General features: G+C 38.6%; 21 protein-coding genes. 15 read left to right on the plus strand and 6 right to left on the minus strand.

Annotated elements, in window-relative coordinates; translation table 11 throughout:
• The first annotated feature begins 17 nt into the window (after nucleotides 1-17).
• Nucleotides 18-713, plus strand: a complete 696-nt coding sequence (locus tag AY601_RS06650) for a flavin reductase family protein (protein ID WP_068398239.1) — start codon at nucleotides 18-20, stop codon at nucleotides 711-713.
• 255 nt (nucleotides 714-968) lie between these two features.
• Here AY601_RS06650 and AY601_RS06655 read toward each other — a convergent pair whose 3' ends face one another.
• A complete protein-coding gene (locus tag AY601_RS06655) occupies nucleotides 969-1,382 on the minus strand; it encodes a DUF2007 domain-containing protein (protein WP_068398242.1) in 414 nt (137 codons plus the stop codon).
• Between the two features lie 178 nt (nucleotides 1,383-1,560).
• Here AY601_RS06655 and AY601_RS06660 point away from each other — a divergent pair, with 178 nt between their 5' ends.
• The 5 genes from AY601_RS06660 to AY601_RS06675 all read left to right on the plus strand — a co-directional run bounded on the left by AY601_RS06660 (nucleotide 1,561) and on the right by AY601_RS06675 (nucleotide 4,518).
• Nucleotides 1,561-2,232, plus strand: a complete 672-nt coding sequence (locus AY601_RS06660; RefSeq protein WP_068398245.1) for a hypothetical protein — start codon at nucleotides 1,561-1,563, stop codon at nucleotides 2,230-2,232.
• 37 nt (nucleotides 2,233-2,269) lie between these two features.
• A complete protein-coding gene (locus AY601_RS06665; protein ID WP_068398248.1) occupies nucleotides 2,270-2,803 on the plus strand; it encodes an RBBP9/YdeN family alpha/beta hydrolase in 534 nt (177 codons plus the stop codon).
• A 209-nt stretch (nucleotides 2,804-3,012) separates the two neighbouring features.
• Nucleotides 3,013-3,237, plus strand: coding sequence for a hypothetical protein (locus AY601_RS25595; protein ID WP_157287759.1), 225 nt, complete (start codon nucleotides 3,013-3,015; stop codon nucleotides 3,235-3,237).
• Nucleotides 3,177-3,551, plus strand: a complete 375-nt coding sequence (locus AY601_RS06670) for an outer membrane beta-barrel protein (protein ID WP_068398251.1) — start codon at nucleotides 3,177-3,179, stop codon at nucleotides 3,549-3,551. The genes AY601_RS25595 and AY601_RS06670 overlap by 61 nt, the downstream gene beginning before the upstream one ends.
• Nucleotides 3,552-3,609: 58 nt before the next feature.
• Complete coding sequence (locus AY601_RS06675) at nucleotides 3,610-4,518, plus strand: helix-turn-helix domain-containing protein (protein WP_068398254.1); 909 nt, start codon at nucleotides 3,610-3,612, stop codon at nucleotides 4,516-4,518.
• A 464-nt stretch (nucleotides 4,519-4,982) separates the two neighbouring features.
• Here the strand turns inward: AY601_RS06675 and AY601_RS06680 are convergent, their stop codons facing one another.
• The 3 genes from AY601_RS06680 to AY601_RS06690 all read right to left on the minus strand — a co-directional run bounded on the left by AY601_RS06680 (nucleotide 4,983) and on the right by AY601_RS06690 (nucleotide 6,567).
• Nucleotides 4,983-5,183: a hypothetical protein gene (locus AY601_RS06680; protein WP_068398257.1), complete on the minus strand. Its 201-nt coding sequence runs from the start codon at nucleotides 5,181-5,183 to the stop codon at nucleotides 4,983-4,985.
• Nucleotides 5,184-5,261: 78 nt separating this feature from the next.
• The gene (aqpZ, locus tag AY601_RS06685) at nucleotides 5,262-5,969 is read right to left on the minus strand and encodes an aquaporin Z (protein WP_068398259.1); all 708 of its coding nucleotides are present in this window, start codon (nucleotides 5,967-5,969) and stop codon (nucleotides 5,262-5,264) included.
• Nucleotides 5,970-6,108: 139 nt separating this feature from the next.
• Entirely contained in the window at nucleotides 6,109-6,567 is a 459-nt protein-coding gene (locus AY601_RS06690; protein ID WP_232324709.1) for a GNAT family N-acetyltransferase, read from the minus strand.
• A 351-nt stretch (nucleotides 6,568-6,918) separates the two neighbouring features.
• On the opposite strand from AY601_RS06690, the gene map reads away from it, so the two are divergent.
• The 7 genes from map to AY601_RS06725 all read left to right on the plus strand — a co-directional run bounded on the left by map (nucleotide 6,919) and on the right by AY601_RS06725 (nucleotide 17,329).
• Nucleotides 6,919-7,719, plus strand: coding sequence for a type I methionyl aminopeptidase (gene map / locus AY601_RS06695; RefSeq protein ID WP_068398262.1), 801 nt, complete (start codon nucleotides 6,919-6,921; stop codon nucleotides 7,717-7,719).
• Between the two features lie 16 nt (nucleotides 7,720-7,735).
• Nucleotides 7,736-8,965, plus strand: coding sequence for an MFS transporter (locus tag AY601_RS06700; RefSeq protein ID WP_068398265.1), 1,230 nt, complete (start codon nucleotides 7,736-7,738; stop codon nucleotides 8,963-8,965).
• 91 nt (nucleotides 8,966-9,056) lie between these two features.
• Entirely contained in the window at nucleotides 9,057-11,651 is a 2,595-nt protein-coding gene (locus tag AY601_RS06705; RefSeq protein WP_068398268.1) for a phosphatidylglycerol lysyltransferase domain-containing protein, read from the plus strand.
• A gap of 9 nt (nucleotides 11,652-11,660) precedes the next feature.
• A complete protein-coding gene (locus tag AY601_RS06710; protein WP_068398270.1) occupies nucleotides 11,661-13,094 on the plus strand; it encodes an AcvB/VirJ family lysyl-phosphatidylglycerol hydrolase in 1,434 nt (477 codons plus the stop codon).
• 216 nt (nucleotides 13,095-13,310) lie between these two features.
• A complete protein-coding gene (locus tag AY601_RS06715; protein WP_068398273.1) occupies nucleotides 13,311-14,504 on the plus strand; it encodes an anhydro-N-acetylmuramic acid kinase in 1,194 nt (397 codons plus the stop codon).
• Nucleotides 14,505-14,611: 107 nt separating this feature from the next.
• On the plus strand, nucleotides 14,612-15,892 hold the full coding sequence (locus AY601_RS06720; protein ID WP_068398276.1) for an NAD(P)/FAD-dependent oxidoreductase: 1,281 nt from the start codon (nucleotides 14,612-14,614) through the stop codon (nucleotides 15,890-15,892).
• A 252-nt stretch (nucleotides 15,893-16,144) separates the two neighbouring features.
• Nucleotides 16,145-17,329: an aspartate aminotransferase family protein gene (locus AY601_RS06725; protein ID WP_198163635.1), complete on the plus strand. Its 1,185-nt coding sequence runs from the start codon at nucleotides 16,145-16,147 to the stop codon at nucleotides 17,327-17,329.
• 1 nt (nucleotide 17,330) lies between these two features.
• Here the strand turns inward: AY601_RS06725 and AY601_RS06730 are convergent, their stop codons facing one another.
• Nucleotides 17,331-17,696: a response regulator gene (locus AY601_RS06730; RefSeq protein WP_068398279.1), complete on the minus strand. Its 366-nt coding sequence runs from the start codon at nucleotides 17,694-17,696 to the stop codon at nucleotides 17,331-17,333.
• Nucleotides 17,697-18,023: 327 nt separating this feature from the next.
• On the opposite strand from AY601_RS06730, the gene cls reads away from it, so the two are divergent.
• Nucleotides 18,024-19,484 carry a cardiolipin synthase gene (gene cls, locus AY601_RS06735; RefSeq protein ID WP_068398282.1) on the plus strand — a complete coding sequence of 487 codons (1,461 nt, stop codon included), beginning with the start codon at nucleotides 18,024-18,026 and terminating at the stop codon, nucleotides 19,482-19,484.
• Between the two features lie 40 nt (nucleotides 19,485-19,524).
• Here the strand turns inward: cls and AY601_RS06740 are convergent, their stop codons facing one another.
• Nucleotides 19,525-19,725 carry a DUF3606 domain-containing protein gene (locus tag AY601_RS06740; RefSeq protein WP_068398285.1) on the minus strand — a complete coding sequence of 67 codons (201 nt, stop codon included), beginning with the start codon at nucleotides 19,723-19,725 and terminating at the stop codon, nucleotides 19,525-19,527.
• A 221-nt stretch (nucleotides 19,726-19,946) separates the two neighbouring features.
• Here AY601_RS06740 and AY601_RS06745 point away from each other — a divergent pair, with 221 nt between their 5' ends.
• The gene (locus tag AY601_RS06745; protein ID WP_068398288.1) at nucleotides 19,947-21,542 is read left to right on the plus strand and encodes a tetratricopeptide repeat protein; all 1,596 of its coding nucleotides are present in this window, start codon (nucleotides 19,947-19,949) and stop codon (nucleotides 21,540-21,542) included.
• Nucleotides 21,543-21,567 lie beyond the last annotated feature (25 nt).

A 21,567-nucleotide genomic window follows, 5' to 3' on the forward strand; every position in this document is an offset into this window, starting at 1 on the left:
TATAAATCAATAACTATATGCATCAATTAAGCGAACCTTCAATTCTTTATTTCGGCACCCCTGTAGTGCTGATAACAACTACTAATCCTGATGGCACAAATAACTTAGCACCTATTTCATCTATTTTCTGGCTGGGCTGGCGTGCTATAATAGGTATTTCGGCTTTCTCGAAAACTACTGAAAATATACAACGCACTGGCGAATGTGTCTTGAACCTTCCTTCTGTTCATCAGGCTGCTGCCGTCAATCGTTTAGCGCTCACCACAGGTACTTTTCCTGTTCCTGCCGGCAAAGCACAGAAAGGCTACACTTATGAAACTGACAAATTTGGCCTTGCTCAGCTTACAGCTGTACAATCTGAAACAGTTAACCCACCAAGAGTGGCAGAATGTCCGGTGCAAATGGAGGCTGTGATGGAGAGTTTTCATGGACTTGCAGAAGATGATGAGCAACAGCGTGGGCGTCTGCTTACTATTGAGCTACGCATCCAACGTGTTTATCTTGATGAATTAATTCTAATGGAGAAAAATCCAAATCGGGTCGATCCGAATAAATGGAAACCGCTTATCATGAGCTTTCAACAATTTTATGGTCTTGGTGAACAGGTACATGTCTCTAAGCTATCCACTATACCAGAGGATTTATATCGTAGTCCTGATGTTGAACGCGCAAAAAAAAACACAAAAGTAGTTAAGCCTTTGTCCAAAGTATAGCTAAAAAATATTTGAATCCCCGGTTGGTTCTTTTTTATACAATTTTCAATAATCTGTTTAATAACTCTCATTATTTAACAATGGCTTCTTATCTGAAGAATAAAATAGAGAATTTCAAGCCCCCTTGATACCCGGGTATACCAAGCTTATGTCAAAATAGAAAATTAAAATATTGATAATCAGTATGCTAAGTGATGTGGTTAACTTGAAATGTTCATTATCGGACTAATGCTGTGCGAGATCGGACGGTTTGGTTTATTTATATTCATGTAGACAGTTAAAACAATGATGAACTTTCTTAACACTGAAGGGATAAACTAACAGCAATATTGAAACCAGCATAGTTAAAATACCGAACCGCTTTTTAGTCGCCTGAACGTAACCAACATCGTGAGAGCCACATTTGGGACAAACAAATTCTCCTTTTTCTTCTTCTTCTGGTGTTTCCAATGGTGGAATTGTTTCTTGTAGTATACTTCTGGCTAAATCCACATCTTTTTCAAAAAGGTGGAGCTTAACACCTCCCAGCGCCTGAGTATATAAAGGATTCAGCGTAATGGTATTTTCGTCAGATAGAAAACACTGAATATCCGCATCCATTAATCTTGATTTTACAATATTTGCTTCTATAGGGTTATAGTACGTTTCAAATACAACGATTTTATCCATTCGGTCAATTTACTTCAATAGATTCGGTTCTAATGAATGATTTCTGTAAAAGTGTTATTTATAATCAGGATTTCCCTGTTGGCATTGATTACACTTTGTAATTTTATCTAAAAAATATATCCCCATCAAACCAATTGCTAAAAAGGTGTTTTATCTTTAACGATTAAACCATTCTATTATGCACATCAAATCACTTATCGTATTTCCCTTATTGATATTGGGGATTTCAGCGCGCGCAGATTCACCTGTTAAAAACAAAAGTTATCTTGTAACCAAAACCAATGATACCATATATGGTAGAATTAAAGTTAATTACCTGGTCGGTGGGTCAAAACTGATTACAGCAGATACTAGTTATAGATTAGATCCGAACACATACACTACTTATTATAATGCGAATAATAAAATGCTTTATCGTAGTAAGGTGCTGCCAGGTTTTATGCCGAAGGATTTAGCGAAAAAGATGTCAATACCTGAGAAAGCTTCCTGGTTAAAATGTATAGAAGATGGTAAAATAAAACTGTATGAATATAAGTCTTATACTTTCGGTAAGCAGATGGATAATGCACTTGATGTAACTAGTGCAATTGCCTCTATTGTTGTTACAGAAGGAATTCCAAATACAGAATATACGAGTTGGTTTATCGAGAAAGACAGTTCTCAGCTAGCATCAATTAAATATAATAACGTAGTAAGTGCGGGCAGTAAAACCAGAAAAGAACGTAAAGCGCTATTAAAAGATATGCTGGCGGACAATGATCAGGTATCCCAAAATTACCATCAAACCAAATCCTTTACATTTAAAGTGATAAAGACACTTGTTCATGACTATAACAATTCAAAAAGCTAATCTGTAATTTGGACTTGAATAATCCTGTAGCTGGATAATGGAAACAAGAATATTAATTATGCCGGGACTTGGGGGGTCCGGAGAAAACCATTGGCAAAGCTTTTGGGTAAAAAGCTTGAGTAACGCAACCTGGCTTGAGCAAGAAAACTGGGAGGAACCAGATCTTGACAAATGGTTAGCGCAGCTAAATACAACCCTTTTAAAATTAAATGGCCCGGTCATTTTGGTTGCCCATAGTCTTGCTGTGTCTTTAGTCGCACATTGGGCGGTCAGATACAGTAACCCAAACATCAAGGGAGCTTTATTTGTCGCCCCGGCAGATGTTGATTCTCCGGCACATACTCCAGATGTGTTAAGAGGTTTTGCGCCATTACCAATCACCAAACTACCTTTTCCATCAATCGTTATTGCAAGTGAAAATGATCCTTATGTTGATTTGCAAAGAGCCATTTATTTTGCAGAACAATGGGGAAGTGATTTTGTCAGTATCGGGTCGAAGGGACATATCAATTCAGATTCTGAGCTGAAATTTTGGGAAGAGGGGCAATTGATTTTAAAGCGACTATTTTAAGGAATAGTGGTCAGAATTATTTTCTGTACTGTGATCTTTCTTTAGTAATAAGGAAGGATTATTCAGCAAGTATCAGTGTTCGGTGTTGAGAAGGGGTTGGTAAGGCCAATGGCCTTACCAACCCCTTCTCAACACCGAACACAATATGACCCGGGATAGATGTCGCTGTTTTGTACTATAATTAACCGCTACGGTATCAAAATAAAAGTATGCTCACTGTGGCGGTTTATTATACGCATGTTTCAGATCTGCAATATGAAGTTGTTAAACAGCAAGGCGCTGTTTCTATTGATGGAATAGGCAATATCGGTACAGCAAAGTATGTGTTTTTAAAGGACAGTTGTTCTCAACTTTTCTGGATGAATCCAGGACTATGGGCGAAATTAACAGCTCAAATATATTTACGCTATCTTCCGGATGGAGTGCTGAACTAAGTGGGTTTTATGTTTCTAACCGTGCTAACAGTCAATTTATTAATAATGGGACCGGACAATTGAATGCGGGTATCCAAAGGAAAGTATTCAATAATAAGGGATCATTTAAGTTTAGTGTACGGGATATTTTAAAGACTTACAAGAACAATGGTTTGACCAATAATATTCCGAATGCTACAGAAGCTTTCAGGAATAAATTTAATTCACAGGTATTTACTTTAGGCTTCAATTATAATTTTGGAAGGTCATTGTCTGAAAAAAGTAAGCGGGATACTGGGAGTGCTGATGTGGAAAAAGGAAGGGTGAAAAATTAACCCCTCCAATCTGATTCTTTTTTTAATTATCTTTGTTCTTTGAAATATTCAATTCGATATGAAGGCAGCAATAGAAACTCTTGGAGATTATTACCATAGAACAAACCAGGTAATTCCTTCCGATTTGTTAAACCCCAAAGGGAATTTAAGTCATTTTAATGTTCAGCCCAGATCTTATTGTAATAAGGTAACTCCCTATAATAGAAGAGACCATTATAAGATGTGCCTTACTATAGGAGCCGGCCGGCTTCACTTCGCAGATAAGGTGATTGAGGTGAACCAGGCGGCACTTGTTTTCTCTAATCCTTCCGTACCTTATTCCTGGGAATCTACTGTAGAGACACAAGAAGGCTACTTATGCTTATTTAATGACTCTTTCATCTCTGCTGAATTAAAAAAGGGTCTGGAGCTTACTTGTCCATTATTTAATCCTGTACTTAACCCTGTTTTTTTTCTCAATAAAGAACAAACAGATTTAGTTAGCGGATATTTTAAACAAATGATCGATGAATTGAAAAGCGATTATGAATATAAATTCGAAGTAATCAGGAGCTTACTTAAGCTGATCATACATCAGGGGATTAAAATACAATCTGCGGATAGTTTAACCGCACACAAAGATGTTCCCGATAGGATAACACCAATGTTTATTGAATTGCTGGAACGCCAGTTTCCTGTAGACTCACCTGAAAATCCACTCAAAATCAAAAGTGCCTCTGAATTTGCGGGTCAATTGAATATTCATGTTAACCATTTAAACTATGTGATCAAATCACATACTGGCAAAACTACTACGCAAATGATCAGTAACAGGATTGTAGATGAAGCTAAAACCCTGCTGAAGAATACAGATTGGGATGTGGCCGAAATCGGATACTGTCTTGGATTTGACTATCCTGCGCACTTCAATAATTATTTCAAAAAACATACTGGGGTAACCCCATCTATCTTTAAATATAATTTATAGCTATTATTTGATTTATGTAATCATTTCTTTGTTTTTTGAAAGGAACTTCTTAGCCTTTTCCTTTCTTAAGCCTTAAATTGTTTCCCAAAAACGCTGGTATTGCGAGCGGAGCAACAGGAGAGCTATTATATGTCATTCCCTCTATTTTGAGCTATACATCATTTCACTGATTTCAGCAAAATCTCAAGCAAGTCCTGGTTTAAGTTATAGGGTTCTGGTCGTACTCTCCATACTTAATTTATGGTCATCAGGAAAAACGCAGATTTCTGCTTTTTAAAGAAATACGATGTTTTAAGATCAAAGTAGAAAGCTCATTATTGAAAAAGCCCCGTTAATGAGGCTTTTTCTGTTTAAGATAAAATAGGGTGTCGATTGATGAGATGTTAACCTTAGATCAAATTTGCAAAAGATTATTCTTAAATGGAGTAGTTAAACTACGCATATTCACAAGTAGAAATACGCAATTAGTTCATCGCTTTAATATTTTCTAATAGCTGATCTAAATGCTGAGGGTCCAATAATAAGATACGTTCACGAATCTGATCACCTCCAGGTAAAAAGCCTGTTGCGCAATACATACCAATAGGAGTATGGTAAACAATCTTAGAATCTTTGTGTGTACGAGGCATGTTGAAAATCTTTTCTGTGCCAGTTGGTACAATCATCAAAGGTTAGTCATCAAAAAGACCCTGTTTTATTTCGCAATAAATGAAAAAACAGGGTCTTTTTTTATGATTTACAGCTTAGTTTCTTTCCAGCAGGAAACGCCATACTACAGCGCTCAATATACTGCCTAAAACAGGTGCGGCAATGAATAACCAAACCTGGCTGATTGCCTGGCCACCTACTACTAATGCCGGACCAATACTTCTGGCAGGATTTACAGATACGCCAGTTACTTTGATACCTACAATGTGGATCAAGACCAGGCTTAAGCCAATTGCCAGGCCAGCAAAACCACCATTGATGTTTTTTGTAGAAGTTGATCCGAAGATCACCATCAGGAAAATAAAAGTAAATACTGTTTCTGCAACAAAGCCAGAAAGCAAGCTATAACCAGCAGGAGAACCAGCCTCGTAACCATTCTGGCCCAAACCTCCATCAGCAAGCGCATAACCATCTTTGCCAGATGCAATCAGGTATAAAATAGCTGCACCTGCAATTGCCCCTAATACCTGCGCAATAATATAGATAACTGCCTCAATGAATTTCATTCGTCCAACTACCACCATACCAATGGAAATTGCCGGATTAATATGGCAACCTGAAATATGGCCAATTGCATAAGCCATAGCCACTACAGACAGGCCAAAAGCGAAGGATATGCCAAGCAAACCGACTCCACTCGTACCATCAGCACCGGCAATTACAGCACTGCCACAGCCCATCAGGACCAAGACCAGTGTACCGAAAAATTCGGCTGAGAATTTTGAAAAAGTAGTTGTTTCCATGTGAGATTTGATTAATTTATTGTGGATAGATAATTGATTTTTAAGTGTAAAAAATTCACACCCTATATAATATTAAGCATATTTTATCAATAATCTATAATTAAATTGTGCCAATAATAATCTAAATCTATCTTAGTTATCAAGCAGTTACAGGCCTGATCATCTCTATATGTAAAATGTCATCTTCCAAATATTCTTCTCCCTGCATTACAAAGCCAAAAGACTCATAAAAAGACTTCAAATAAAGCTGTGCACCAATTTTGATTGGCTTATTTCCATATAAGCGCAGGCAATTCGAAATAGCCAGTGAAACCAGTTCTTTGCCAAACCCTTTTCCTCTTGCCGCATGGCTGCTCACTATTCTTCCTATAGAAGGTTCAGTAAATGATAATGCAGCAGGTACTATTCTCGCATATGCCATCAACTCTTTATTTTGATACAACATTAAATGCTGACAAGACAAATCTTTGCCATCTGTATCCAGGAAAACGCAATTCTGTTCCACCACGAATATTTCGCTTCTCAGTTTTAATATTGCATAAAGCTCTTTCACAGTCAGGGAATCAAAAGGCTTACATATCTCGGTATATTCCATCATAATTTGTTAAAAAATAAAGGTAAAAAAATCTGCTAAAACAACCTGTGAATATTAAAAAACCAAGTATTAAATAAGCTCATTTATTTCTGTTTGTTTCCTGATTTAAACATCCTATTTTTGATTATTCATCTTAACTAATAAATAGTTAATGCAGTCTTAAATAAATAAAATATTGAAATACAGTTTATTAACCGCCTCTGGTCAAAATCACATAAACCGTAAATCATCTTATCTTATCCACCAAATCGTTTTACCGATTAAGAATTATACTAAAAATAAGAGATTTTATGAGTATCTTTTATCTGCTGACCGCAGCTTAAAAATTAAACAGGAAAATTAACCCGCAATCTAATGATTATACTTAAAACAGAAGAAGAAGTAGAATTGATCCGGATCAGTGCTACCTTAATTAGTTCAACCCTTGCTGAAGTCGCTAAAGTTTTGAAACCAGGAATCACCACCATGGCTCTTGACAAACTCGCGGCTGAATATATTGCGGATCACGGTGCTATTCCATCATTTCTTAACTACGAAGGTTATCCACACCATATCTGTACCTCGGTCAATGAGGTAGTGGTCCATGGCATGCCAGACGATAAACCGTTACGGGAAGGTGACGTAGTTTCTGTGGATATAGGTGTCATTAAAAACGAGTTTCATGGAGATCATGCCTATACTTTTATTGTAGGAGAAGCTGATCAGGAAGTTATAGATTTAGTAAGAATAACTAAAGAATGTCTTTATGAAGGAATCAATCATGCTGTGGCAGGGAGCTATTTAACTAATATTTCAAGTGCTATACAAAGGCATGCAGAAAGTAATGGTTATGGCGTAGTCAGAGAGTTTGTAGGTCATGGTCTGGGACGTGCAATGCATGAACACCCGCAAGTGCCAAACTATGGAAGAAGAAACGAGGGGATCCTCATGAAAGAGAACCTGGTACTGGCTATTGAACCTATGGTGAATTTGGGTACTAAAGATATCAAGATGTCAAAAGATGGCTGGACAGTGAAAACGGCCGACGGTAAGCCATCTGTACATTTTGAACACGATGTTTGTACCAAACCAGGTCATGCGATGATCCTGTCCAACTATACTCTAATAGAAATTGCAGAGAAAGCAAACAAGAACCTGAATTCATCCTATTATTAGTTATTTTTGCGGTCGGATGAATCGTGAAAATAATAAAATACACCAGGAAGGTGATCAGTTAAAATCGGGTACAATTTTGTTAATGGCAGTTGCTGCGGGTATTACTGTCGCCAATATTTATTACAATCAGCCAATATTGAAGGAAATGGCAATTTCTTTGAACGCTACTGATGTAGAAATAGGGAGGGTATCCATGTTCGCGCAGCTGGGCTATGGCCTCGGTATGTTTTTCCTGATCCCCTTGGGTGATAAAGTTGACCGTAAAAAGTTAATCCTTATTTTGATGCTGAGTCTGGCCGCTATGCTGATCTTGATGGTGCTTGCAAAAGGCGTTGTTTTCGTCTGGGTACTGAGCCTGCTCATTGGCATCTGTTCTGCACCTGCACAAATCATTCTGCCCATGGCTGCCAGTTTAGATAAAGTAAACCGGGGTAAAACCGTCGGGATTGTTTTTAGCGGCATCCTGGTTGGTATATTAGGTTCAAGAGTGATTAGTGGATTCATCACTGACTGGCTTGGCTGGCGATACGTTTACGCAATTTCTGCCATCATGGTTTTGACGATAACTGTACTGTTAAAGCTTTATCTTCCAAATGTAAAACATAAATTTACAGGTACTTATATTGCTTTACTTAAATCAACGCTGGCCTTAGTCAAAGAACATGAACTCTTGCGCAGGTCGGCAATTCTTGGTGCATTTACATTTGGTATTTTCTGCTCTTTCTGGACAACTGTTACTTTTTACCTGAGTGGGCCGGCCTTTGGCTTTCATGCAGATACCATCGGGCTTTTCGGTATTGTCGCAATTGGCGGTGCACTTGTAGCCCCATATTTTGGGAAACTAGCAGACAAAGGGAATACAAAGAAATCTTTGATCATTAGTGTAACCATGATTATTTTCAGCCTGGTGTTGCTTAAACTCTTCCCGGTTTCAGTGATGGTGATGATTATTGCCATATTTATACTCGACATTGGCGTACAAGCTACACAGATTACTAATTTTACCAGGATTTATTCCTTAGATGAAAACTCTCACAGCCGTTTAAACACAATTTATATGACTACCTATTTTATTGGGGGAGGAATAGGGACTTTTTTTGGCTTGCTTTGCTGGAAACATGGAGGCTGGGCACTCTCTACCTGGCAAATGCTACTGTGGTCATTCATCGCAATCGGCATCGTTATCTTTTCAAAATCAAGGACAAATAAAAACCAAAACGTGGCAGAAAACGTTTTAAGGAATTAGTTTAGGCTAATTTGGTGTATGAAATTCTTTAATCAGCAGAATTGTCATACTTTTGCTATCCTGATTACTATTTGAAAAGCGTTACTTATACATGAAATTACCTGCACAATATAACCCGGTTCCTTTTATAAAGGATAATTACAAAATCATCGCGAGTTATATTTTCACGCTGTTTTTTATTGGTTTGGGCATCTGGTTTATTCAACACGAAAAAGCAGAACTCCAACAAGTAAAACACCTTGTCCTGACTTCTAAGTGGGATTGGATCACATTGGGTATTGTACTCAGTGTTGTTTATATTTTTGTACATGGTTTAATGTATAAGCACTCCTTTAAAGCAGTAGGAAGTGAAGTTAGCCTGCCTGACTCCACGATGTTATATTTAAAAAGGAATTTTGTCAGTGTATTTCTGCCAGCAGGTGGCGTTTCTTCTCTTGCTTTCTTTAGCGGAGATATTGAGAAAAAAGGAGTGAGTAAATCACAAATTAATTTTGCTTCCTCAATCTACGGCTTCGTAGGCATTCTTTCGGTAGTCGTTATTGCTATCCCGGTATTTATTTATGCGATCTTTAAAGGAAGTATAGGTGCAGGAGAGTGGATCGGTTTAATTTCTATATTTGTTTTAATAGGAGGTATCTATTTGATTTACAGATCTATTTCTAATGGTGGTAAAATCTATCAGCTCCTTGTGAAATACATCCCTTCTGTAGAAATCTTCCTGTCAGAATTCAAGAGTAATAAAATTGAGCGCAACGGGTTTATCTGGACTTTCATTTACAGCATGCTGATTGAAATCATCGGGGTAGTACATATTTATATTGCGATGGTAGCCCTGAATATTGAACCTTCTATCATTGTCGCCACGATTAGTTATGTAGTTGGCGTGGTCTTCCTGATTATCTCTCCATTTTTAAGAGGTTTAGGAGCGGTAGAGGCCTCAATGACCTTTATGCTTATCCGTTTAGGCTATTCAGAAGCAGCAGCTGTATCGGTTACTTTCCTGTACCGTTTCATGGAATTCTGGATTCCAATGTTATTAGGCGCCCTGAGTTTCCTGGTGAAAATCAACAAACTGCTGATGCGTATCGTACCCGCATTGATGATCCTTGCTTTGGGGATTGTAAATATAGTTTCTGTACTCACACCAGCAATTCACGAAAGACTGGTCTTCTTAAAGAACTTTCTGCCTATTTCAGCAATTGCAGCATCGAACTACTTTGTGCTGGTTGTAGGCTTGTTTTTACTCGTTACTGCAGCATTTATGCTCAGAGGACTAAAAATGGCCTGGTATTTTGCTTTGAGTTTATGTGTATTCTCTCTTTTTGGAAACCTGACCAAGGCTTTCGATTATGAAGAAGCTCTTTACTCAGTGATCGTTATTATCGGCCTGATTGCTTCCAGAAAAGAATATTACGTTAAACATAACTCCAGACTGCGCTTTATAGGTATTCAAACCACCTTGCTTAGTGTGGCTGCGGTAGTTTTATACGGAACAATTGGTTTCTATTTCCTGGATGCCAAACACTTTAACGTTGATTTTGGTATCCTTCAATCTATAAAATACACTTTAGAGAATTTTGTACTGATTGACAGTACTGATCTTGTTCCACAAGACGCTTTTGCAAGAGGATTCCTTTATTCTATCAATATCAGTGGATTCTTATCCGTAGCGTTCCTGGTTTATACTTTGATTCGTCCTTATATTATCAAAGATACGACCGATGCAGAAGAGTTTGACTGGGCAAGGACTCAACTGGACCAGTATGGGAATTCTGCAATGGACTATTTCAAAACCTATCCTGATAAGCTGATTTACCGCTCACCTGATCTGGAAGGCTTTATTTCTTACCGGATCGCCGGAAACTTTGCCGTTGTACTTGAATCACCAGTGACCGCCCCTGAAAACTTAAAAGCATTTATCAAATCATTTGATAAGTATTGCTTTGAAAGCGGGATGAAAAGTTTTTATTACCGCGTAGCTGAAGAAAACCTGGAAGCCTTTACCCAAAGTGGTAAAAAGCGTTTATTCTTAGGACAAGAAGGCGTGGTTAACCTGACTACATTTACTCTGGACGGGGGAAATAGGAAGTCAATCCGTAACGCCCTGAAAAAAGTTGGTGAAAAAGGATACCACAGTAAGATCTATGAAGCACCGGTTAAAGACGGTTTATTGCAAAAAATAAAATCAGTTTCAGATGAATGGCTGGCAGAAACAGAACGGGAAGAAATTGTTTTCTCTCAGGGGATGTTTGACTGGGAAGAACTGAAAAATCAAACGATCATCACCGTAGAGAATTCGGAAGAAAAGATTGTTGCCTTTTTGAATATCATTCCTGACTATGCCAAAGGGGAAGGTACTTATGACCTGATCCGGAAAACGGCCGATGCACCAAATGGTGTGATTGACTTTATTCTTGTCGAGTTATTTAAATACCTGAAAGAAAAAGGATATACTTCAGTCAATATTGGTTTTGCACCTTTATCAGGTCTGAATGATCCAAAAAACCTTCCTGAACGCTCGTTGAAATTTGCTTATGAGAAAATCAAATCCTTCTCCCATTACAAAGGACTAAGAGATGCAAAGGATAAATTTTCGCCAGTATGGCATAACAAATACCTCATTTACGCGCAGGATTATGACCTTATCCAGATTCCGGCAGTATTATCCAAAGTCATTAAACCTTAAAATGAGCCTATGAAAAGATGGATTCTCGTGATCGCAATGTTATTTTGTTTCGGCAAACCATCGTTTGCGATAAAAGGAGAAGAATCTCTTCGGTATGGCGCTTTTGGTAAAATCACGATTTATCAGCCTGTTCAAAAACCAACTTCAGTTGTCCTGTTTGTTTCTGGTGACGGCGGGTGGAAAGATGGCGTGATTGATATGTCCAAAAAGCTGACTGAACAAGGCGCCCTGGTTCTGGGTATTGATGCACGGAACTACCAGAAAGCCTTAGCTAAACGTAAAACTGACTGTTATTATCCCGCTGCAGACTTTGAGCAGCTGAGTTTAATGATCCAGAAAAAATACAAATTCAGTACTTATACCAAACCCGTACTGGTGGGCTATTCCTACGGAGCAACCTTAATTTACGGGATTTTAGCACAAGCACCCGCCAATACCTTTAAAGGAGCTATCGCCTTAGGATTTTGTCCAGATATTGTCGCAAAGAAACCTTTTTGTAAAGGGAGTGGATTAACGCAACACGTACTTAAGCCAGGCGTTTCTTTCTGGCTGGAAAGAAATGAAAAGCTGACAGCACCGTTTATTGTGCTGAATGGATTCAAAGATGAAGCCTGCCCTTACGCAGCTACTGCCTCTTTTCTAAAAGATATGCCTATGGCAGAACTGATTAATCTGCCAAAAGTAGGACACGGTTTCGCGGTGACGGGTGAATGGGAGCCGCAATTCAAAGCTGCTTTTCAAAAAATAATAAACGCACCGTCCTTCGCTGAGCGCAAACAAGGAGAAAATAAAGAATTAAAAACACAAGCGATCAAGCTCTACGGAGAAGATCTGCCTTTAACTATTATTCCTGCCGCTAAAAAGGATAAGCTTCCTTTGGTGCTGATGATTTCAGGAGATGGCGGATGGACAAGTTTTGATCAGTCGCTTGCTGAAGCTCTTGCAGAAAGAGGACTTTCTGTAGTTGGTCTGGATGCACAAAAATATTTCTGGGATGCCCGCACACCTGAAAAGACTACTTCAGACCTGAGCAAAGCCATCTTGCATTATACTGCTCAGTTTAACAAAGATAAATTTGTATTAGCGGGTTATTCTTTTGGCGCATCTGTTGTCCCTTTTGTTGCTAACCGGTTGGAACCTGCCTTGAAATCACGTCTCTCAGCGGTACTTTCACTATCTCCGGATGTGACTGCCGATTTCGAAATACATGTTTTGGATATGCTTAGTTTTGGCAATACCACAGAAACTTATAATGTGCAAAGCGAGATGAAAAAGATCAAAAATGTACCTGTAATCAGTTTTTTTGGAAAAGAAGAAGGTGGTGATATCGCTTCCAAATTTATCAAAGCAGGTTTAAAAACAGAAATCGTTCCGGGTGACCACCATTTTGGTGATAATTTCCAGGGACTATCTCTTGATCTTTTAAAAAGTATCCCTCAGTAAAAGGTCTCCCCGATAAAATTGCACTAATAAAATCATTGTAATCAAATCATATCAGTATAATTATCGCAATAAATTGTATCAATAAAGTATCCTAATAACGCATACCAATAAAGTATCCCAATAACGCAACCAAATAAAGTATCCAATAGCATATCCCGATAAAGTATTCAATAACGCATCCCTAAAATTATTCTTTAAAAGCGCTCCATAACAAATATGAATGTTCACATCGCCGATTTAGCCAGAATAGCTGCCGCCCCGTCCAGAATCATTGCTGGATTAATGTCCGGAACCTCTTTAGACGGTTTAGATATTGCCTTATGTGAATTCACGGGATCGGGTTTACAAACTGAAGTGAAAGTGCTGCATTTCATCACGATGCCTTACAGCCAGGAATTCAAAGAAGAATTAAAAGCAATCTCTTTCAAAACAGAGGTTGAACTGCAGAAAGTTACTTTGTTAAATGCAGTGATCGGGAGTTATTCTGCGAAGCTGATCCTGGATGCCTTAAAGGAGTGGGGATATCCTTCCGTTGCTGTTGATCTGGTTGCCAGTCACGGACAAACGATTTTTCATGCGCCAATTTCCCTGCACCACATGGAATCTTTTCCAAATGCGACGTTGCAAATAGGAGATGGCGATCATATTGCTGTACATACTGGAATAATTACCCTCAGTGACTTTAGACAGAAACATGTTGCTGCTGGTGGAGAAGGAGCACCATTAGCCGTATATGGAGATTATTTGTTATTATCCAGTCCGGTTGAAAACCGGATATTATTGAATATTGGCGGGATATCAAATTTCACTTACCTACCCGGAGGTAGAAATCCAGCTCTTGTATTTTCGACAGATGTTGGTCCGGGTAATACCTTAATGGATCAATTTGTTCAACTCAATTACCCGGGTAAATATTATGACCAGGATGCAGCAATCGCGAAAAGCGGAACTCCGAATACTGAACTTGTTGAAGCGCTGCTGGCTCATCCATTTTTTGACAGGCCGTTTCCGCGCACTACCGGGCCAGAATTATTTAATCTGAATTATCTTCAAAATGCAAAGGAAGCAATCGGACAGCTTTCTATTTCTAAAGAAGATACCTTAGCCTCATTATGCGAGTTTACAGCGATCAGTATTGTCACTGCAATTAAACAAGCTATTGGCGAACAGCCATTTAAAGTTTATTTAAGCGGGGGTGGAATGCATAATCCTCTTTTGGTTCAAAAAATTAGTGAAGGGTTAGGCTTTGCACTGAATGATACTGCTGATTTAGGAATAGATCCGGACGCTAAAGAAGCAGTACTATTTGCCTTACTGGCCAATGAATGCGTAGCCGGTGGACAGACTGATTTTGGTCATCGCCGTGGGATACCAAGCGTGACCATGGGTAAAATCAGTCTGCCAGCTTAACGATAATAATTTTTACATTCAGGTTTCAAAACATTATTTACTTTTAACTGTCATTAGTCAGAGACTATCAAAAGGTACTCCCGGTGCTGATAGTTAAAATATAAATTATGCAGAAACGAATAGTTATCATAGGCGGAGGGTTTGCAGGCATTAACTTAGCCCTGGAACTCGGAAAAAAGAAACACTATCAAGTTACATTGGTAGATAAAAATAATTATAATTTCTTTCCGCCGCTGATTTACCAGGTGGCTACCGCATTCCTGGAACCATCCAGTATCAGTTATCCAATCCGTAAACTATTCAGAAATAAAAGCAACCTGCATTTCAGATTAGGTGAACTGCTTAAAGTTATTCCTGAATCCCGGCAGCTCGTTTTAAGTAATGGGACTATTGAGTACGATGAACTCGTATTTGCAACCGGTGCAGAGACGAACTATTTTGGGATGGAAAATGTGAAGAAAAATGCCATACCCATGAAAACCCTGAGTGATGCAATACAAATGCGTAATAAATTATTGACACACTTTGAAGAAGCTACCATCACTAAAGACAGGGCTGAAATTGCAAAAAACCTGACTATTGTCATTGCTGGCGGTGGGCCGACAGGGGTGGAGATCTCCGGGATGTTTGCCGAGATGCGCCAGAATATCATGCATAAAGATTATCCTGAACTGAAAAATACAGGTGCTCAGATCTACCTGGTTGACGGTGGTGCGGCTTTATTAAAGCCCATGAGTACTAAATCACAAGTAAACACATATGAGTCTCTGACCAAATTAGGTGTAAAAATCTTATTGAACAGTCACGTAAACGATTTTATAGATGATAAAGTGATTCTTTCTGACGGAACAGAAATTGTCACCAAGAATCTGATTTGGGCAGCAGGTGTCAGCGCGATAAGTTTTGATGGGATTCCTGCCACCAGTTACGGACGTGGAAAAAGATTGATTGCAGACGGATTTCATAAAGTACAAGGGCTGGAAAATATCTATGCCATTGGAGATACAGTTTCACAATCCGGTGACCCGGGTTATCCGGAAGGGCACCCGCAAGTTGCACAGGTTGCAATTCAGCAGGGCAGAAACCTCGCTGCTAATTTTACGCGTATTGCCGAACAAAAAGTACCCCACAGTTTTATTTACAAAGACAGAGGAAGTATGGCTATTATAGGCAGTAATAAAGCTGTGGTAGATTTACCTAAACCAAGGATTCACCTGAATGGATTTATAGCCTGGCTGGCATGGTTATTTATTCACCTGATGTCGTTAATTTCTTATCGGAACAGATTCAGGACTTTCTACAACTGGACAGTAGCTTACTTCTCTAAAGATCAATCCTTAAGAATGATTATCAGGCCTGTTGATACGCACGACGAACCTGCTCCATGAGCATACGCTTCGTAAAAGGTTCAGTAATGCTGAGAAATAGCATTATTGCTTATTTCACTGAGGAAGGGAGCATTTGTAAAACAGCCGGGAACTATGCGCCGGTATTAACTCTACCCTATATTTAGCCTGAAATTCTGATCCTGTTCTGCTGAAATTCTAGTTGTAGCACTCATTTTGACACGGAAAAGATCTTATTTTTCTTAGAGCCTGTTTAAATTATAAGTAGTTTTACCGCAAAATTCAGGAAATCCAATGATCAGTCATAAAGAACTTTTTTTACGTAATAACGCCCAGACATCTACCAGTCCGAATATGCTTGAAGTTGACCATGCAGAAGGAATGTATCTATATGATCTAAGCGGAAAAAGTTATATGGACCTGGTTTCTGGATTTGCAGTCAGTAACATCGGACACCGGAATCCAAAAGTATTGGATGCCATCAGAGCGCAATTGGATAAATACCTTCACCTTACAGTTTACGGTGAATTTGTACAGTCTCCAATGGTCAGGTTTGCCGAAAAGCTGATTAGTGTACTGCCTTCGAAACTGAATAACGTTTATTTTGTCAATTCGGGGACTGAAGCTACTGAAGGTGCCCTTAAATTAGCGAAGCGCTATACCGGAAGATCAGAAATTATTTCCTGTCACCATGCCTACCATGGCAGTACACATGGTGCATTAAGTGTAATGGGCAATGAACACTTTAAACAGAAATACCGCCCTTTGCTGCCAGATGTTCGTTTCATAACCTATGGTAAAGAAGAAGATCTGGAACTGATCACTAAAAATACCGCCTGTGTAATTATGGAGACGGTACAGGGAGAAGCCGGCATCCGGGTAGCTTCAAAAACTTATATGCAGAAACTAAGGAATAAGTGTACTGCGACTGGTACTTTGCTTATTCTCGATGAAATACAAGCGGCATTTGGCCGTACAGGAAAGCTTTTTGCTTTTGAACATTATGATATTGTACCTGATATTTTGCTGCTGGCCAAGGCGTTGGGCGGTGGAATGCCAATAGGTGCATTTATCGCGAACAGAGAGGTAATGGGGGTACTCAAAGAAAACCCTATCCTTGGTCATATCACTACTTTTGGCGGGCACCCGGTATCGAGTGTAGCCGGACTGGCAAGTCTGGAAGTTATTCTGGACGAAAATCTGGTAGCTGGTGTTGCTGCAAAAGGAGAACTATTCAAAACATTGCTCGTTCACCCACTGATCCGTGAGGTTAGGGGGAAAGGACTAATGATGAGTATCCAGCTAGACAGTTTTCAGCAGGTAGAAAAAGTAAGTCAGCTTTGTGCCGCCGATGGTATCATCATAGACTGGTTTTTACATTGTGAAACAGCCTTAAGGGTTGCTCCTCCATTAATTATCACTGAAGAAGAGATCAGGAAAGCCTGCTCCACAATCTTAAAAGCACTAGACTCACTTTAGGTCAAGAAGCCAGCTGAAAGTATACTTTATCAATCAGATCACCAATATTGAATGGTTTTGGTAAAAAGTCGTCCGGGCCAAACTCCGTGTCTATAATCATTTCCGGACGGAACTTGCCTGAAATCAGAATAATAGGAATATGTTGCAATGCTGAATTTTCTTTAATTGACCTGCAAATTTCCCTGCCATCAAATCCATCTAATTCCACATCCATCAGAATCAGATCAGGGCTTTCTTTTTCAATTTTAATCAGGGCATCCTTGCCGGTTGCAAAGGTAAGTAAATCCCAATCTACAAAGTCAAGCAATGATTCCATAGCGGTCAGTACTTCCTGATCATCATCAAATATTAAAATTTTCTTATTCATTGGTTTTGAGTTTCGTTAATTGAAAATTATACCGCCAATTTTATGCCAATGTTTACTTTTTTAAGAGGAAATAGTCAAATAGTCAATCTATTGATACTGAGGGAGTCCTATTTGTTTTTATTCACTTTGAAAAAGTAAATTCAGGGGACGGCAGAATTAAATCTTTGGTTACATTTGGGGAATATGCTTTACGATCTAAATTGATTAATATTGCAACAATCTGGCAGCTTTCTGTATTGAAGGGAAATAAATTTATCAGGGTGTTTTTCCTGATGGTGGTGGTATATGCCATTTTACGCTTTGCTTACGATATCTTTTTAAAATAATATGCAAGAAATTAGCTGGATACTTTTACTGGAAATTGTCTATACCCTGATTGTTATAGCTACTAGCCTGCGTATTATTTATGACACGCATTCAACGAGTAAGACCCTCGCTTACCTGATGCTAACCGTTTTCTTTCCCATATTGGGAATTATTATCTATTTCTGCGTCGGCACTAATTACCGTAAGCGGAAGTTATACAGCAAAAAGATTGTTAAAAATGTAATCATGCAACGTCACATTGAAAGGCAGATTCTAAAAGAATCTGAAAAAACATGGAACAATGTGCCCAATGAACTTTTGAAGTATCAGAAACTCGTTAAACTTTTGCTGAAAGATGGAATGAGTAACCTCACCGCAAATAATAAAATCGAAATCTTAAAAAACGGTGAAGAGAAATTTCCAGCTGTATTGGAAGCTTTAAAACAAGCTAAACATCATATTCATATGGAGTATTATATCTATGAAGATGATGAAATAGGCAATGCGATTAAAGAAGTCTTAATGGAGAAATCCAGGGCAGGGGTCCAGGTACGCTTGATTTATGACGATTTTGGCAGCAGTAGTATCCGTAAAAAAGTTGTTCCTGAACTCATCGATGCAGGTGTACAAGCCTATCCGTTTTATAAGATACTCTTCATTGCTTTAGCCAACCGGATTAATTACAGAAATCACCGCAAGATCATAGTCATAGATGGGAATATCGCGTTTACTGGTGGAATTAATGTCAGTGACCGTTATATCAATAGTCCGAAACGACCTGATCAGCTCTATTGGAGGGATACGCATCTTAAAATAACTGGCCCGGGAATCTATTACCTGCAATATCTGTTCATCTGTGATTGGAATTTTTGTGCAGACGAAGAACTTTTGCCCCAAAAAGATTTCTTTTCGGCCACTAAAGATAACGGTGAAAATGCCGTGATGCAAATTGCTGCGAGTGGGCCTGACTCCGATAATCCTACAATTTTATTTTCATTAATTCAGGTGATAGGGATGGCAGAAAAAGAAATCCTGATTACGACCCCTTACTTCATTCCTGGAGAAAGCTTACTGGATGCGCTGGTTGTAGCGGCATTAAGCGGTGTGAAGGTTATTTTATTAGTACCCGGAGTATCAGATTCAAGAATGGTTTCCGCTGCTGGAAAATCTTATTATGGTGATTTAATGAAAGCGGGAGTAGAAATCTATGAATATCAGAAAGGCTTTATCCATGCAAAAACCATGGTTTCCGATCAGCAATTGTCTGTAATTGGAACGGCTAATATGGACAATAGAAGTTTTGAACTGAACTTTGAGGTGAACAGTGTTATTTATGATAGTCATACCGCTCAGGAAATGACAAAAATATTCTATCAGGATCTGGAAGATGCCATACAGCTTAATCCTGAAGAATGGGAAAAAAGACCTTTATATAAACAGTTTCCTGAAAAATTAAGTCGTCTGTTTTCTCCTTTAATGTAATCAGGCGCTTTTTATTAACGTAATTGAGTGTCTTCTTTGATTAAGCGTACTTAGTTCTGATATATTTTTCTACTTCATCAGCGACAGCACTGTCTGATTCTTTAACTGCACGCTTTAATAATTCTGGTGTAACACCAAATTTTTTAGACCAATATTCAACCTCGTAATATTCTTGTAAGTCGATCAATTTGTTTTCCGGCATATTCGTTTCGTTCGGATCGTAATAAGTGTGTCTGAGCATATATTATATGGTTAAATAGTTTTAGTAAGGAATGTATATCAATAGCTATGCCTAAATTTAAATCTTTTATTTCTTATTTTGTACAATTAATGTTATCATGTTATTAAACAAAACCTAACATTTCAGTATTCATTACCATTGGCTTAACATTGTATTAATACTAGAAGGCGTTCTTTGCAGGGGCCGCAACTCCAATCAGGCGGCTGTATAATTGTTCTCAAATGATAGCTGTCAACTGCAAATTTTATCTTAAAACCTCGATTTTATTATTTATCTGTTTATTTCAACTGAACAAAATTGAGGCAAAATCAGTACCTGAAGAAGAACTTAAACACACCTTAGCGCTCAGTAACCGTTTCCCGGATTCTGCATTCATCCAGCTAAAAAAATGCTATCACCAAGCCCTCGCAGACAATAACAAAAAGATTATTGGCATATGCCTGCAGCAAATGGGGAAAATATGCTACGCTCAAGGACATTATGCGCAATCTCTGGAATACCATCAACAAGCGGATAAGATTTTCAAACAGCTGAATGAACAGGACTTACTTGCTGATAATCTGAATGATATGGGTGTGGTCTATTATCAGAATTTCAATAAAAAGTCTTCCAGGAAACAATATGACCAGGCACTGAGGCTCTATAAAATCACAAATAATAACATAGGATTGGGAGAAACTTATGGACATCTTGGTCACTTATATGAAAAAGAACGGCGGTATGACAGCGCTTTTTATTACCAGCGGCACGCTTTAAAAGAATATCAAAAGGCAGGGTATAAACAAGGCGAAGCAAAAATCTATGAAAACCTGGGGAGTATTCACGAAGACCTGGTTCGCTACGATTCTGCAAAATATTACTTTGATGAATCTCTGAAATTGTACAAAGCGGTAAACAATGAAGTTTCCAGTATTGAAGTGATTAACAATCTGGGTGATATTTTTCGAAAAACGGGTGATTATAAACAAGCATTGAAGTACACCAGAACTGCTTTAAGTTTATCCATCGCTACTAAAAATGAATATCAACAAGCTTCGGCCTACCGGGATATTGCTAAATCCTATAACCTGACCGGGCAAAATGATAGTGCTTATTACTATATGGAACTGAGCCGCAAACACGTCCTTCACTTATATTCTGACGAAAGTAATAAGCAAATGTCCTTTTTACAGATCATTTATAGCATAGATAAAAAGAACGATGAAATTGCTGCTTTGGAAAATAGCAAAAAGGTAAACCTGGTTATCAGTATAGCTGTAGTGGTCGTTATTCTGTTGCTGATCATTATGGGGGCATTGACTATTTCGCGTCAAAGGCTCAAGCTGAGAGAAAACAGGGCAATTGCAGAAAAGAATCAACAGCTTAATCTGGCTCAGCAACAGCAACTGGAGCTTAAAAGCAGGGAACTCACCACGCATACTTTGCAAGTGATACAGCACAATAATTTCCTCGATAGTCTGCGTACCAAGCTTGATGAGATGATCAAAGAAGATAAGCGGGATCAGAAAAAGCAATTGCAGCAATTAGTCAGACAACTCAATCAGAACATCAACCATGACCAGCAGTGGAAAGATTTTACCCAGATATTTGAACAATTGCATCAGTCATTTTTTGATAGTCTTAAAGCACATTGTGAAGAACTGACTGTAAATGATATCCGGTTAATCGCGCTGCTGAAAATGAACATGAGTTCTAAAGATATGGCGGTAATTTTCGGGATTTCTCAGGACAGCCTCAGGGTTGCCAGGTACAGACTAAGAAAAAAACTAAATATTGGACAGGGAGATAACTTGAGCACCTTTATTCAGACCATCTGATTTGCTTGCTGAACGGTCTGGTCTG

It is taken from the genome of Pedobacter cryoconitis, assembly GCF_001590605.1.
GTDB lineage: Bacteria > Bacteroidota > Bacteroidia > Sphingobacteriales > Sphingobacteriaceae > Pedobacter > Pedobacter cryoconitis_A.

Coding starts and splice junctions, on each gene's coding strand:
- AY601_RS06675 (WP_068398254.1), top strand. CDS start 3,610: ATGAAGGCAGCAATAGAAACTCTTGGAGATTATTACCATAGAACAAAC.
- AY601_RS06725 (WP_198163635.1), top strand. CDS start 16,145: ATGATCAGTCATAAAGAACTTTTTTTACGTAATAACGCCCAGACATCT.
- AY601_RS25595 (WP_157287759.1), top strand. CDS start 3,013: ATGCTCACTGTGGCGGTTTATTATACGCATGTTTCAGATCTGCAATAT.
- AY601_RS06670 (WP_068398251.1), top strand. CDS start 3,177: ATGGGCGAAATTAACAGCTCAAATATATTTACGCTATCTTCCGGATGG.
- AY601_RS06745 (WP_068398288.1), top strand. CDS start 19,947: ATGATAGCTGTCAACTGCAAATTTTATCTTAAAACCTCGATTTTATTA.
- AY601_RS06690 (WP_232324709.1), bottom strand. CDS start 6,567: ATGATGGAATATACCGAGATATGTAAGCCTTTTGATTCCCTGACTGTG.
- AY601_RS06730 (WP_068398279.1), bottom strand. CDS start 17,696: ATGAATAAGAAAATTTTAATATTTGATGATGATCAGGAAGTACTGACC.
- AY601_RS06650 (WP_068398239.1), top strand. CDS start 18: ATGCATCAATTAAGCGAACCTTCAATTCTTTATTTCGGCACCCCTGTA.
- cls (WP_068398282.1), top strand. CDS start 18,024: ATGCAAGAAATTAGCTGGATACTTTTACTGGAAATTGTCTATACCCTG.
- AY601_RS06705 (WP_068398268.1), top strand. CDS start 9,057: ATGAAATTACCTGCACAATATAACCCGGTTCCTTTTATAAAGGATAAT.
- AY601_RS06700 (WP_068398265.1), top strand. CDS start 7,736: ATGAATCGTGAAAATAATAAAATACACCAGGAAGGTGATCAGTTAAAA.
- AY601_RS06720 (WP_068398276.1), top strand. CDS start 14,612: ATGCAGAAACGAATAGTTATCATAGGCGGAGGGTTTGCAGGCATTAAC.
- AY601_RS06665 (WP_068398248.1), top strand. CDS start 2,270: ATGGAAACAAGAATATTAATTATGCCGGGACTTGGGGGGTCCGGAGAA.
- aqpZ (WP_068398259.1), bottom strand. CDS start 5,969: ATGGAAACAACTACTTTTTCAAAATTCTCAGCCGAATTTTTCGGTACA.
- map (WP_068398262.1), top strand. CDS start 6,919: ATGATTATACTTAAAACAGAAGAAGAAGTAGAATTGATCCGGATCAGT.
- AY601_RS06660 (WP_068398245.1), top strand. CDS start 1,561: ATGCACATCAAATCACTTATCGTATTTCCCTTATTGATATTGGGGATT.
- AY601_RS06710 (WP_068398270.1), top strand. CDS start 11,661: ATGAAAAGATGGATTCTCGTGATCGCAATGTTATTTTGTTTCGGCAAA.
- AY601_RS06740 (WP_068398285.1), bottom strand. CDS start 19,725: ATGCTCAGACACACTTATTACGATCCGAACGAAACGAATATGCCGGAA.
- AY601_RS06655 (WP_068398242.1), bottom strand. CDS start 1,382: ATGGATAAAATCGTTGTATTTGAAACGTACTATAACCCTATAGAAGCA.
- AY601_RS06680 (WP_068398257.1), bottom strand. CDS start 5,183: ATGATTGTACCAACTGGCACAGAAAAGATTTTCAACATGCCTCGTACA.
- AY601_RS06715 (WP_068398273.1), top strand. CDS start 13,311: ATGAATGTTCACATCGCCGATTTAGCCAGAATAGCTGCCGCCCCGTCC.